The sequence below is a fragment of the candidate division KSB1 bacterium genome (assembly GCA_016214895.1).
Lineage (GTDB): Bacteria > Electryoneota > RPQS01 > RPQS01 > RPQS01 > JACRMR01.
The window spans coordinates 84,524-99,263 of record JACRMR010000002.1; the positions used below are offsets into that span (position 1 = coordinate 84,524).

Annotated in this window: 7 protein-coding genes; 5 read left to right on the plus strand and 2 right to left on the minus strand. The window is 61.5% G+C overall.

From position 1 onward, the window contains the following. Positions 1 to 28 precede the first annotated feature (28 nt). Entirely contained in the window at positions 29 to 1,282 is a 1,254-nt protein-coding gene (locus tag HZB60_00370) for a T9SS type A sorting domain-containing protein (protein MBI5058215.1), read from the minus strand. A 201-nt stretch (positions 1,283 to 1,483) separates the two neighbouring features. Here HZB60_00370 and HZB60_00375 point away from each other — a divergent pair, with 201 nt between their 5' ends. Genes HZB60_00375 through mtgA form a run of 4 tightly spaced genes read left to right on the plus strand, consistent with a single transcriptional unit; the run spans position 1,484 to position 4,724 of the window. Further along, the gene (locus HZB60_00375; GenBank protein MBI5058216.1) at positions 1,484 to 2,374 is read left to right on the plus strand and encodes a DMT family transporter; all 891 of its coding nucleotides are present in this window, start codon (positions 1,484 to 1,486) and stop codon (positions 2,372 to 2,374) included. A 3-nt stretch (positions 2,375 to 2,377) separates the two neighbouring features. Continuing rightward, positions 2,378 to 3,163 (plus strand): metal ABC transporter ATP-binding protein, encoded by a 786-nt coding sequence (locus HZB60_00380; GenBank protein MBI5058217.1) that lies wholly within the window; start codon positions 2,378 to 2,380, stop codon positions 3,161 to 3,163. Positions 3,164 to 3,177: 14 nt separating this feature from the next. Then, positions 3,178 to 3,969 (plus strand): metal ABC transporter permease, encoded by a 792-nt coding sequence (locus HZB60_00385; protein MBI5058218.1) that lies wholly within the window; start codon positions 3,178 to 3,180, stop codon positions 3,967 to 3,969. Positions 3,970 to 3,974: 5 nt separating this feature from the next. Beyond that, positions 3,975 to 4,724, plus strand: a complete 750-nt coding sequence (gene mtgA / locus HZB60_00390) for a monofunctional biosynthetic peptidoglycan transglycosylase (protein ID MBI5058219.1) — start codon at positions 3,975 to 3,977, stop codon at positions 4,722 to 4,724. A 115-nt stretch (positions 4,725 to 4,839) separates the two neighbouring features. On the opposite strand, the gene HZB60_00395 is transcribed toward mtgA, so the two are convergent. Next, complete coding sequence (locus tag HZB60_00395) at positions 4,840 to 7,848, minus strand: hypothetical protein (GenBank protein ID MBI5058220.1); 3,009 nt, start codon at positions 7,846 to 7,848, stop codon at positions 4,840 to 4,842. A 355-nt stretch (positions 7,849 to 8,203) separates the two neighbouring features. On the opposite strand from HZB60_00395, the gene HZB60_00400 reads away from it, so the two are divergent. Continuing rightward, the gene (locus HZB60_00400) at positions 8,204 to 14,671 is read left to right on the plus strand and encodes a carboxypeptidase regulatory-like domain-containing protein (GenBank protein ID MBI5058221.1); all 6,468 of its coding nucleotides are present in this window, start codon (positions 8,204 to 8,206) and stop codon (positions 14,669 to 14,671) included. Positions 14,672 to 14,740 lie beyond the last annotated feature (69 nt).

Below are 14,740 nucleotides of genomic sequence, written 5' to 3' on the forward strand. Positions count from 1 at the left end.
GTTCGGGGCGCGCGGAGCGGAAACGTTCCTACGGCAGGTAGAGCAACTTGGTGGTTGTGCTGAGTGCTGCGCCGTGCAGCCGGGCAAAATAGACGCCCGAAGCGAGGCCGCTGAAGTCGAGCATCGTCGTCGTCAAGGCGCTCATAAACCGGTGCTCACTGCTCACGATGCGTCCGGTGAGATCGAATACATCTAGCGCGTAATCGCCCGGGACCGGCACCGACAATGTGAGCGTCACGCTGGGGTTGAACGGATTCGGAAACGCTTGCAGCGAGAGAGATTGCGGCAGCGTGGAATGCGGGTTGTCGTCAACCACGAGCGGAGTGTAAGCGAAGATCGATAACCCTGCGGAGGTCGATGCCACAACCAGCGGCTGTCCGCCGCCGTGCGCGAGCGTCAGTCCGGTGGATGTGGAGGGCAGACCCGCCGCCGCCACAAACTCGGGCGTGTCACCGCGCTGATCGAGATACTGCAAACTGCCCGTGGCCAGTGCCACGAACGAAAAGCCGTTGCCACCCGCGACCGCCCGAATCGCCGAAGGAACCGAGTGAATTCCGGCCAGTGAGTAGTTTGACGCGCGAACAGCAACCGCGTCCGCGCCGCGAGCATAGGTAACGTAACTCCCGGCGATATCATGCGGAGTCATTTCCTGCGAGCCGTACTCGCCCGCCGCCGTCAACCGATAGCGCGTCGCGCCCGCGCTGTCATAATGCTGCACGCTGAGGGCGAAGGCGCCGGTTTGACTGCCCACGTAGAGCTTTGTGCCTTGCGGATCCCAGCGGACCGAGCTCGAGATGCGACCGAAAGTGGTCAGGAGATGCGGCTGCAGCGGGTTGCGGACGCCGATCAGCGAAACGTTGGCCGACGTCGCCACGGCCACGAGGGTGTCGAGGACGACCGCGTCACGGACTTGCCCGGCGAGGGCCAGATTCGTGCGCCAGACCGGATCGGAGGGATCCGTTGATTCAATAATCACCAACCCGGTGGCACCGCCTGCGCAATAGGCAAAGCCGCCGCTGACATCCACGGTGGCGAGGGCGGGGACGCCCGGCGCAACCTGGCCGATAATCATGGGCGAGGCCGGATCGCTGACATCCACGACGGCGAAATTGTTGTTTCCTACGCAATACACCCGGTCTGCGACCCCCCGCAACCCGGTTCGCGGGGTCATGTTCAGGCTGCCCAAGGGCTCCAGCGGCTGCGCAACTGCGAACTGAAGTGCGGTCGTCAGGGCCAGAACTCCGGTCAACAACAGGCGATTGTGGGCGATTCTCCGCGGCATTAGGGGACTCCGTTCGACTACCGGAAACGTACTCATTTCTGACGCGAAATGCAAGCGTAAGGGGTGTGCTCTGCTGAGTTTGCAGCTTGCATGCCGTCACAGCTTTTCGTATATTCGGCATCACAATGGTGCCTATCCACCGCAAATCAGCAATTCCCAAGCCACTCCGACGGCGCCTCGTGACCAGTCCGATGCCGAGCTGTGCGTGAGTCCGAGCGCGCCCGTGCCGCGCTGCTCCCGGCCGTGATGGCGGTCTCTTCGGCCGCGATCTTCGTGCGGATGGCCGATGCCCCGGCGATGGCGACGGCGTTCTGGCGAGGTGCGATCGCGGGGGCATGCTTTCTACCGTTATTGCTGCTGCCGAAGTTCCGCGCGGAACTCAGAAATCTGCCGGGGAAGACCGCGGGACAAATTGCGGCCGCGACCATGGTCATCGCGCTGCATCAAATTTGCTTCATCTCGAGCCTGAAGTTCACTTCCGTCGCCGCGGCCACGTTTTTGACCTCCATGCAGCCGATGTTCACCGCGTTCTTCGGTTGGGTGTTGCTGAAGGAGGCCGTGAGCGCGCGGGCGCTGCTGGCGATCTGCGGCGCGTTGGGCGGTGTGGCGCTGATCGCGCTGTCGAGCGGCGGCGAATTCGCCATGACGGGAAATCTGTTAGCGATCGCGGCGGCGATCCTCGCATCGCTGTACTCGATTGCCGCGAGAAAGCTGCGCCAGAACACGCCACTCGTCCCGTACATGACGACGGTACACATTTCAGGAACCCTCTTCCTGTTCGTGCTCACACAGCTGTTCGCGATTCCGCTGACCGGGTTCAGCAACGCGAGCTGGACGAGCCTGGCGCTGCTAGGATTGGTGCCGACGCTGATCGGACATTCGCTGCTCACGTATTCGATCGGGCATCTGCGGGCCTTTGTGGTCAACGCCGCCGTGCTGGGCGAACCGGTGGGGGCGACAATTCTGGCGGCGATCTTCATGCGTGAAATACCGCCGCTGCTGACGCTGCTCGGCGGGGCCGTCATTGTCGGCTGCATTCTCTGGATCGTGCTCGAAAAGGACGTCCCGGTCGTGGAAACGCAGATGGACTGAAACGTGAACGAGACCAAATCCATCATTGAGATTGAAGAACTGACCTTTCGCTACGGCGAGGCTGCCGTGCTGCGGGAGGTCTCCCTGCGCGTGGAAGCGGGTGAATTCCTCGGGATCATCGGCCCCAACGGCGGTGGGAAGACGACGCTCCTGAGAATTCTGCTGGGACTCGAGACGGAATACGACGGTCGAGTCGAGATGTTCGGCGAGACTCCGCACCGAAGTTTCGGTTGGCGCGCGCGGACCGGCGTGGTGCCGCAAACGCGCGAATTGCCGCCGCGATATCCCGCGCTGGTGCGTGACGTCGTGGAAATGGGAACCACCTCGCGGAAATCGCCCGCGCTCTCACGTGGCGAACGCCGCGAGCGAGTTGACGAGGCGCTGACGCTCGTGGGGATCGAGTCGCTCGCCAACCGGCCGCTGTGGGAACTCTCCGGAGGTCAACGACAACGTGTGTTTATTGCGCGGGCGCTGGCGTGCCGGCCCCAACTGCTGCTGCTCGACGAGCCGACCGTGGGCGTGGATCAACAAGGGCAAGACCTGCTGCTCTCGTGGATCGCGAAGTGGAGAAGCGAACACGGCATGGCGGTCGTACTCGTGTCTCACGATGTCGGCGTAATCGCACCGCTGGCGGATCGACTGGCCTGCCTCAATATTCTATTGCACTTCCATGATCGCCCGGACAAACTGACGGGCGAGGCGATCGAAAAAGCCTACGGCTGTCCTGCCGAAGTGATCTTCCACGATCACGGTGTTCCCCATCGCGTGCTGCGGAAGCATCGACACTGATGAGTCCGATGGCCATGCTCACACTGCCCTTCGTGCAGCGCGCCTTGTTGGCCGCGACGTTGATGGCCTTGACGGGCGGACTGCTGTCCTTCTTCGTCGTGCAGCGCAAACTGGCCTTCATGGGCCACGGGATCGCGCACTCGATGATTGCGGGCGTGGCGATCGGGCTGGTGTTCGATCTGCCGGTAGTTTGGCCCGCCCTGGCGGTGGCGTTAATCTGTGCTGCCGGAATCGGCTGGGTTGCCAGAAACGCGAAGGTCTCCGAGGACAGCGCGATCGGCATACTGCTCTCGGCGGCGTTGGCCGGTGGACTGCTGCTGATTTCGCTCCGACGCGGATTCCTGACGCATCTCGAAAGCTACCTGTTCGGCAGCATCGTCGCGGTCATGCCCGGCGACCTGCTGGTGCTGGGTCTGCTGGCCGCGGTTACGATCGGTATCCTGGGTAAATACTGGCGAATCATCTCATTCTATGCGTTTGATCCGGAAGGCGCGCAAGTCGCCGGATATCCGGTCGAGTTGTTCCGGTACGCGCTGCTGGTCTTGTTGGCGGTGACGATTGCCGTGGTCATGAAGATTGTGGGAATTCTGCTGGTGGGAGCGTTTCTGGTGATTCCCGCCGCGGCGGCGGCCTATTGGTCCCCGCGCGCGATAAGTGTCGTGCTGATTTCCGCCGGGATCGCCCTGGTCTGCGCCGTGGGGGGGATGTTCGCCGCGATTGCATTCAATCTCGCCGCCGGCCCGGCCATCGTCGCCGCGTTGGTTGCCGGGTTTGCCGTGAGCCGGCTGGTGGGACGGTATCGCTGACGACGATGGGCTGGATTTTCAAACGGCTGATCTGGCTGATCGCGATAATGGCGGTGCTGGGGATTGTCGTGACTACATTACAGGTGGCCTTGCTGAAGGTGCAAAATCCGCGCAGTACGGCGTGGATGAGAATGCGGGCCCGGGAAGCGAAACATGACAATAAGCCGCTCGAAATCAAGCAAACGTGGGTGTCGCTGACGGAGATTCCCAAGGTAGTGCAACTGGCGGTTGTCGCGGCGGAGGACGACCGCTTCTATGCGCATTCCGGCTTCGACTGGGAGGCGATCCGCACGGCGCTGAAACACAACGAAAAGAACGGCAAGGTCAAACGCGGCGGCAGCACAATTACCCAACAACTGGCCAAGAATCTGTTTCTGTCGCCGAGTCGCAGCTATCTGAGAAAAGCTCGCGAAGCGCTAATCACCTTCAATCTCGAACTGCTGCTGTCGAAGGACCGGATCCTCGAGCTCTATTTGAATGTGATTGAGTTTGGACCGGGCGTCTTTGGAATCGAGGAAGCGGCGCAGTATCATTACCATGTCCACGCGCGGCAGCTTGCACTCGATCAGGCCTGTCGATTGGCGGCGATCATCCCCTCGCCACGGCGATACAAGGTCAATGGACCCTATGTGGCAAGACGGGCCGCGATCATCCGCCGGATCGTTGGCGGACCGGATGAAGACCAAGGACAGAAATCAGAAATGAGGAATGAGAAAGCGGAGGCGGAGAACCAGGTACCGACGGTCATTCAGTAAATTGCAGTTGAGTGCTGATTCCGGCGGGGTGGGGGCACCAAGCTCGGCAGAAATTAGAAGACCCGGTCGATCGACCGGGCCTTTACGCATCTTGGCAACGCGGGTTCGGTGAACCTCAGTAGCGCGCGCGAACGGTGTAGAAACCCATCGGCGCGGGAGTTGGTTCCGTGAATTCGGTTGCCGCGGAGCTGCCGATTTGCACCGGCGTTGACGTCAGATCGGTGGAGCGGTAGATCGAGTAATCGCCGGCACCAAAGGCCGGGGACCAGCGAAGCGTGATGGCGCCGCCAAGGGCGGATATCGTGAGCGAATCCGGCAGCAGGTTGATGACAGCCCATTCGCCGGACTCCACATTGCCATTAGGAAGAACCGCCGCCGGGGCCTGTCCGGTGAGCGCACCGCCGTCGGGGGAATTGTAACTTACCGCGGCGACGTGAATCCGCGGGGGCAAGGCTCCAAGTTCACTGCTGACATTGATCGTGCATTCGAGCACGGCCCCCGCCGCGCTGCCCACGCTGCCGGTGGCGTCAAACCAGCCGCGCCAACCGTTGCTTGATTCCTCGGCGAGATAGGCGGCCCAATCGGCGACCTGTCCGGCTTTCGCCCACGGCGCCGCGCGGAGTGAACCCGGAGTTTGCGCGAAGAGCAAGAAGCGGTCGGAACCCGTGCCCAGCGCGCGCTCGGTGGCGAGATAGAGATCGTTGCCGTCGAAATCTGCCCAGAGCGTGACGGCGCCATTCGTCGCCACCTGAACCGCGCTCGAATCCAGCGCTCCGTCGAGCGCAAATCCTGAGGAGCCGGCGGTCACGGAAATGCGCCAGTCCTGCCCGCCGTTGTTGTCCCACAGCGGTGCCGCCGTGCGGAACACAAAATCCACGGACGTCGCCGAGAGTGGAATAACATAAGTGTAAGTCCAGCGCGCCAGCGAACTATCGTACGACATCGCGGGATCCGGCGTCACGACTTGCTGCCAGCCGGAGTGTCCGACATGAATGTACACGGGGTCGGTCGCGGGCGGAAGCGGACTCGCGGCCAGATCGTAGAGAATCGTGACCGGATCGCCGCCGACTGGACTCTGCGGTGACCAACTCACGCGATCACCCGGCGTCGAGCCACCACTGCCCGTGCCGACGTACGTGTGGTAAATGTCCGAGCGGGCGATGTTCCCCAGCGAATCCAGCGCTTCGACATAGTAATCCACCAAGACATCGCCGGAGTCGGTGACTTCGCCGTCGGTGAGGTGGTAATAATACTCTTCGGCGATGTAGGTCGGCAGGACGTCAAAGTAAACCCCAGCTTCATTGTACACATTGCCGGCGGGAAAAACGCGACGGGTCATCGCGCGCGAACGCCACGAGGTCACCTCGCCGCCTCCGGCGAAGGTCTCGTTCTGTGCCGATGCCAGCGGGTTGTCACCATTCAAATCCAGGCGGTAGTTCAGCGTCACGGTTTCGACGCCGGAGACATCGTGGATAAATGTCCAGACCCAGAAATCGCGGGCCTGCGGACGTTGCTGGTATCCGTAGAGCGGGCCGAAACCGACGCCGCCGGGATTGTGCGGAAGCTGCTGCAAGGCCCAGATCGTCGGCGGTATGGGATCGCCACCCTGAGCCAGCACGGCATCGGCGTGCGAGACGGCCGCATTGCAGGCCACCGTGGCCTTGACTTCCATGTCGAGCGCATTGCCGTAATACATGAAGCCGGAATTCAACGATCCGAGCAGGAAATGCCAGGCCAATTCGGCGTCGTCCGCGGGATTCACCGACGGATCCTGCACCGCACCGAGGGTTACGCCCCCTGCGAGGGCCTCGGCGGTGACCACACGATTAGTGGCGGCGGTGATGATCGCCCAATTGCGAATATCCAGCGCCCAGCCGCCCGCGATGTCGAACTGCCCGGAGGAATTGTACGGCGGCCAGTTCCAGTTGATGAAATCGGGATCACCAAAATCGCCGTCCGCATTGATCCACGCGCCGTCTTCAACATGCACCAGATCGCTCCCGGCGAGCGGGTGATCGGCGAGAAATTCGGGAACGGTGGTGGGCTCATAGCCCGCGCTCACGGCCTGACTGGTCAATGACGGCACGCTCTCCATATAATAGGAGTAACCGCCGCCGAACGCATTGTCGCCGTCATGTCCCAGAGTCACGAGCATCGGGTGCGCGGGGTCATTCTGCGAGGCGATTGCATTGATATCGCCGACACCATAGGACTGATAACCGTCCATCCAGCTCATCGCCATGGCGACGGGTACGACAATCACTTGCGCCGCCACTCCGGTGGCGGGGTTGATATGCTGTGCGCGATGCGGCTGGAACCCAAAGGGCACCGCATCCGTGGGCGTGCAGCCGCGACTGATCGTCAATGAAAACCAATTCGACGACGCCGGATTGACCTGATCGGCAGGATTGGGTGGATTGCAATTCTCGCCGCCGGTCCCGTACACCATCGGGAAATTGGAACACGCTCGCGACAGGTGGTTGGATGGGACAAAGCACCAGCTGAGCCCGCACTCCGCGAGCACAGGAATGATCCGCTCACTGAAGGCCAGTTCCGGCGGGAAGAAGCCCGTGGATGGCGCCGGTGTCGAGCCCCATACGAACGGGTAGAGATACTGGTAGATCTGAATCTCTTTCTTCAGTACTTCGCGGTCAACGAGCGGAGCCAGCGCATGATGATACGGAATCACGGTCAACTCGAGACGCGACCGGCCGCCGCTGGTCTGCCAATCGCGCGCCTGATCGAAGGAACTGCTCCAGCCCGGGCTGTAGCCGAGCTGATTGGCCGAACCGAGGCTTGCGACGTTTCGAATGAGGCCGCCGGAATAGGTGACCTGCGCCCCGGCATCAACGCCTGACATCGTCGCAATCGAAGCAGCCGGCCGACTCTGGTAAGCGGCCACGCGGTCGGCGACTGAGAAGATCTCCGTAAGATCATTCTGGGGATGCGAGGCTCCTGCATTGCGATGCTGAATCGACTCCCAGGCGGTCTCATAGCCGGCATATAGCTGGGACGGAGCCGGCCAATAGACCGGCTGTTCGAGGTGCCAGAGGTAAGTCGTATGCACCGGCGCCGCCATAGCGCAAGCCATACCGAAGAGCAAAACGGATAGTATGATCTTCATCGATTCAAGTGAGGCATGAGGGGGTATCCACTGTACAATTTAGTCAATTGGTCGCGGATACGCAATGCCGAAGTGAACCGGACCCCCGCGGGGACCGTCAACGAGGTTGGCCTCCAAAATGGCGATGAACGGCATTCCCGAGGCTGCCGCCACTGGACCTACGGAGGGTACTAAATGGCTGATATTCGACATGTTATAGTTTATCGCAAATGGTAAGGTGAACAGATATTCGGCTTGACATTGTGACATGATTTACGATAAATTAGGTTCGACGCTCTACTTATCTCTGACTCATGTCTCGTTGCGCCCGCTCGTTCCGGCGCGATGACACTGTGATGCTCTCCTACCCGCTCCGATGACTATACTTCCGCGACATTTTGTCCTGCTTTTTGTGACCGCAATTATCACGTGCTTTTGCGGCCTTGGCGCCGTCACGTATGCGGCTGAGTTCTCGCCGGAGTTGGACTCTCAACTCTCCTCGCGTGGCGCTGATGACTGGGTCAGCGCCATTGTCGTATTGGAAAGCCCACTCGACATCCGCGCGCTGGACGAGCGACTGCATGCGGAGCAGGCGCCATTAGCCAAGCGGCATCGGGAGGTCCTGGAGGCCCTGCGGTACAACGCGGCGACCACGCAACCGGCGTTCCTGCGCGAACTCGAGGCGGCCAAGTCCACGGGCGATGTGATCGGTTTCACGACGTACTGGATCGAAAACCTGATCGTAGTCCGAGCGCGTCCGGCTTTCCTGAATGCATGGCGCGGCCGCGCGGACATTCGCTTCGCAACGGAGAACTTTATCCCCGAGTTGATCGAGGATGAGGTCATCTCGAGCGGGAGATCCCGGCGCGCGCGGCGCGAAACCCTCGACAGCAACGAAACCACGAGCGGGCTGGACGCGATCGGCGCGACGCGGGTCTTCAGCGAGTTGGGAATCAGCGGCGAGGGTGTACTGGTGGCCACCGTTGATGGCGGAGTGGATGTCACCCATCCGGCCCTGAATTCCCGATGGCGCGGCTGGAGTGCGCCGTTGAATGAGTGCTGGTTCGATGCCCTGGGCGCGAGTCCCAACATTCCCGCCGATGTGCAGGGGCACGGCACCCATGTCATGGGTACCCTGTGCGGACGGGAGTTCCTCGCGGGCGATACGCTGACGGTCGGTGTCGCGCCCAATGCGCAGTGGATCGCCACCAACGCGGTGGGTCAGACCGGAGGCGAGGAATTGGATAATGACATCCTGGCGGCGTTTCAATGGCTGGCCGATCCCGACGGTAATTCGCTGACAACGGCCGACGTTCCCGACGTGATCCAGAATTCCTGGGGCGTGAACGGTGCGCTGGGATATTCACAGTGTTTCGACTTCTGGAACAGCGCGATCCTGAATTGCGAGGCCGCCGGACCCGTCGTCGTCTTCAGTGCGGGGAATGACGGGACCTCGGGTTTACGCAGCCCGGCTACTTATGAAATCAGCGAAACCCAAATGTTCGCGGTGGGCGCCGTGGATGTTGAGCATTACCCCGCGCCGTATCCACTGGCCAGCTTCTCCAGTCAGGGACCGACGCCGTGCCAGCCGAATCCGGGCGCGATCAAGCCGGAAATCGTCGCTCCGGGTGTCAACGTGTATTCGTCCGATCTGTTCGGACAGTACCAGCAGCGCAGCGGGACCTCGATGGCCGGACCCCATGTGGCGGGAACCATCGCGTTGATGCGCGAGGCCTGCCCCGAATGCGACCATACGACGCTCAAACAGCTCTTGATGAATACCGCGCTGGATGACGGATACGGCGCGATGGGTCCGGACAACCAGTTCGGGGCCGGATTTCTCGATGCGTATGCCGCGGTCGTCGCGACGCTCGGATACGGTCGTGTTCAGGGATATGTGCGGACCGCGTTCGGACAGCCGATCGCCGGCGCGCTGGTAAGAAACCCCGCCGGGACGGAGAATTCTTATAGCCAAACGGCCGGCGACTATAGCATCGCGTTGCCGCCGGGAGACTACGCGCTGGAGTTCTCGCACTTCGGTTTTGAAACGCTAACCGGCCCGTCGGTCAACGTGGTCAGTGGCTTAACCACGGATCTGGACGTCACGCTGGTTGGGCTGCCGACGTTTCTTGTGTTCGGAACCGTCACTTGCTACGAGTACCCGGCCGCGGGCGCCATCGTGGAAGTGATGAATCAGGCGGCGGTCCGCGACACGACCGATTCGCTCGGTCAGTATCAATTGCAACTGCCCGCCGGAGTGTACGACTTTCGGGCGTGGGCGGCGGGGTGCGACACCATGCTGCTCGCCAATGTGCCGCTCGGCGGCGGAAGTCTGCCGCTGGATTTTCCGCTGCAACACGATCCGCAATACAGCTGCTCGGCAGCGGACACCGCCGGATACTCGGTATGTGAAGACGGCGACTTTGGCGGTCCGATTTTCAGCTGGCTGGAAATTTCGCCGATGGCCGGCGGCCCGGGGACGCCGACCGGACTGGTCGGCGATGACCAGGCCTTCGGATTTGCGCTGCCGTTTACCTTCCGCATCTACGGACAGGATTTCGAGACGGTTTACATTTCGACCAACGGAATCCTCAGCTTTGATTCCTCCTCGATTCTGCACAACAACCGGCCGTTGCCGGTGGCCGACCTCGGCCATGCCTGCGTGGTCTATTGGGATGATTTCTACCCGTTGAGCGGGGGCGGCGATATCAGCTACTACTATTTCTCCGCCGCGAACGCCTTCATCGTCGAGTGGTACAATCTCGAACACTTCCCGGGCGGACCGCCTCGCGAGACGTTTCAGGTGTGGCTCTATAACGTTGCCACGAATCCGGGACCGAATGGCGACAGTCAAGTCCGCTACCAGTATGCGACCGTCGATGCGGCCAGCTCAACGACAATCGGGCTGCAGAACGGCACGACCCTCGCGAATCAATACTCGCACCTGGGTGAGCTGCAGGTGAATGCTCAGGGCGTGCGGAGTGGACGTGTGCTGACGTTCGGCGGATTCCAGCCGATCGGCGGTACCATTCAAGGTATCGTGCAAGATTGCTTCGGTGCGGCTGCGGACTCCGCCATCGTCGTCTTTCCGGGTTCGAGCTTCGGCCCCGTGACCTGCGACGCATTCGGATTCTATTCGATCGGATTGTCACCCGATATCTATCAGGTACGCGCCCTGAAGCCGCCGTGCTCCAGTGCCTTGGTCAGTGATGTCCCGGTCAACTCCGCGCAAACGGTCACCGTGAACCTGATCTTGAATCCGCCACCGGTGATTCAGGGGATGGTGACGGACTGTCAGGGCGGACCGGCCGCGTTTGCCAGCGTCACATTGCCGGGAACGGAATACCCGGTCGCGATCACGGATACACTCGGCTTCTATTCATTTTCGGTGGCCACGGGTGTGTACGTCGTCCGGGCCGACAACGCCTTCTGCTCGTTTGCCCTATCGGACACGACCGTGCTCGATGACGGCCAAACGACGACGATCAACCTCAGCTTGGAGGCGCCACCGCGGATTCAGGGACAGGTCTGGCATTGTGCGGGAGGTCCGGCGGTCAGCGCCGTCGTGTCACTGCCCGGATTCGGCTACATGGATGTGGCAACCGACAGCAGTGGTGCCTATGCATTCACCGTCGCAAACGGTTCCTATCTGGTCCGCGCCGACAACCCCATTTGTTCACCGACGCAATCCGCGGATTTCTCGATTCAGGATCGCGACACGATAACCATCGACCTGACGTTGGCGCCGCCGCCGGCGCTGGCGGGCACGGTCACGGATTGCTTCGGAATGCCCGCCGCCTATGCCACGGTCACGTTTCCGGGCAGCGAGTTCTTCGGGGTCATCGCCGATAGTCTCGGACAATGGCAGGTCGAAGTGCTGCCGGACACGTATCGCGTGAAGGCGGACAACGACGCGTGCTCGTCCGTCCTGTCCGGTGATGTCGTCGCCGTTGACGGAGACACTGCGGTCGTCAATCTCATCTTGAGACCGCCTCCGGCCATTGCCGGTTTTGTCAACGATTGCCGAGGCGGACCGGCTACCGGCTGCTCCGTCGCGATTTCCGGTACGCTGGCATCGTCCGCGTCCACCGACGCTAACGGATACTTCTTCCTGCCGGTGACGGACGATACGTTCACCATTGCGGCGGACAACGCCTGGTGCTCAGTCTCGCAGCTCGAAGGCGTGATCGCGTTCGACAATGACACGACACTCGTGGGCATTACGCTGCGCAACCCGGCGGGGATCGGCGGTGCGATTCTCGATTGCGCGGGTGGTCCTGCCGCGAACGCGGCCGTCGAAATCGTCGCGGATTCGACGGTTTACGCCCTGACCGATAGCGCCGGCCTGTTCTACGCTGCGCTCTATCCGGGACGTTATGTGGTGACGGCAGACAACGCCGTGTGTTCAAGAATCACTTCGGATACCCTCCTGCTGCAAGACGGTGATTCGCTTCGCGTAGATCTCACGCTCGCTCCGCCGCCGAGAATCCAGGGGACGATTAGTCTCTGCACCGGCGGACCGGCGGCAAACGCAACGGTGAGTCTGATGGACACCAGCTTGCCCGTCATCATGACCAATGTGGCTGGCTTCTATTTCTTCGAAGTACTTCCGGATTCCTACGCGGTCGTCGCGGAGAACACTACGTGCTCGGCGGTCGAAGCCGCGGCCGTGTATGTTGCCGACGGAAGCACGACCACCGTGGACCTCGTCCTCGAACCGGCCGCGACGATCGACGGCTATGTGCTGGGCTGCGACGGCCTGCCCGCGGATGGTGCGAACGTCGATTTGAATACCAGTCCACCGCGAAACCTGCTGACTGACTACGCCGGATATTTCAGTTTCGCGCAAATTCCCGCGGGAAATTACCGGGTGTTCGCGCAGATGGCGGGCTGTCGGCCGGATTCCGTCGCGGGTCTATTGGTAAGTCCCGGACAGACATTGAGCACGCAGATTACGCTGGTCGTGGATTCCGGATATCAGTGCTACACTCCCGGCCTGCCCGGTTACGAGGTCTGCGAAGATGTCGATCCCGAGGGGCCGGTATTTAACTGGCGCGCGATTACCCCGGCCGAAGGCGGCGCGGGAACGCTTGTGGCCGGACTCACCGACGACAACTACGCGGGGCCAATCCCGCTCCCCTTTGCATTCAAGCTCTATGGCACAAGTCATACGCAATGCTATGTCGGATCAAACGGCGTCGTGTCGTTTGGCAGCGGAGTGAGCTTCGCTTATGATAATTGCCTGCCCCAGCCCGCGCTCGCGGCGGGTCTCTATGCCTGTTGGGACGATCTCGATCCGACGGTGGGCAGCCCGCAGGTTGCCACCCGGTACGATGCGACGGAACATGTCTTTGTCATCGAATACTATCGGGTCTCGCGTTGCTGCGACAGCACGGCGCCCCGGACGTTCGAAATCGTACTGTTTGACGAGGCGGTCTATCCGACGGCGACTGGCGATAACGACATATTGTTCCAATACAATTCGCCGCTGAGTTTCCCGGAGTCGATTACGGCGGGCATTCAGAACGCCGGAGGAGCGCAGTCGTTTACGCACCTGTGCACGGGTGTGCCCGGGTCGCGCGCCGCCGGAATCGCGCCCGGCCGGGCCATCCGGTTTTCCACCGGCCCCGGGTTTGCGGATGTGGATATTTCAGTCAGCCCGCTCGACATCTCGCAGGCCGTGCCGCTCGGCGGAGCCGCGAATCAAGTCGTGCAAGTCTGTAATCTCGGTTCGGCAACGCCGCTGACCTGGACGCTGAACTTCTATCAGCACGAGCCGCCGGTCGTGCTGACGATTCCCGTGCACGAGCCGATTCGCGAGGCCGAGCGCGGGTCGCGGACGATCGACAATCAGGGCGGACCGGACGGCGGTGGCTATTCGTGGAAAGACTCTAATGAGCCGGACGGACCGGTCTATCACTGGGTCGAATTGCGCAACCGGGGCGTGAACACCGGACTGCACGACAACAACGCCTACGTGTCCGTGCCGCTCCCATGGCCCTTCCCGCTCTACAACGATGTCTTCACGACTGCGTACATCTCCACGAACGGAAACGTGCACTTCGCGAATGCATCGACGGAGGCGTTGAATCGCCCGCTGCCGACAGCGGCAAGCCCGAACGCGCTGCTGGCGGTATTCTGGGACGATCTCTCGGACTCGACGTTCGGTCGGATCTGGTATCTGAATGATTCGTTGAACAACCGCTTCATTGTCGAGTGGGATTCCATCGGCCGGGACCGGCAGGCCGGCGCGTACACCTTTGAGTGCATGCTCTACCGGAACGGGCAAATCGTGTATCAATACAAGTCGCTGGCTGGTTCCGTGACTTCCGCGTCGATCGGTATCGAAGACCGGTTCGGAACCACCGGGACACAGATTGCTCACAACCAGGCCTACGTGACGGCGAATCTGGCCATTCGTCTGGCAACGTTCGCGCAGTGGTTGCGCATCCCCGGTTCGAACAGCGGAACACTGCAACCGGGGCAGTGCGTCGATGTTGCACTGGATTTCCGCGCGGGGACGCTGCCTGCGAACGTGTACACCGGCGAGGCCGTGGTCGAAAGCAATGATCCGGATGAAAATCCCATCGTGATTCCGATCGAGTTTGCGGTTGGCGCGCTGCCCGTACCGGACCGACTGACTATTTCACGCGAAGCAGCGACCGGCCAGATCAGCTTGCGCTGGCAATCAACGACCGCTCCTTACTACCGCGTGTTTTCAGCGGCAATGCCGGATGGGCCGTTTGACACGATTGAGGGAACCACGACTTCTACGACCATGACGTTGCCGGATCCGGGAGCCGCAATTCGCTTCTACATTGTCGTCTCGCGGGATCAGCCGTAGAATTCGCTACTATTTGAGAGGAACAAAGGCCGCAGCGTCGCTGCGGCCTTTGTCTTATCGTCACCCACG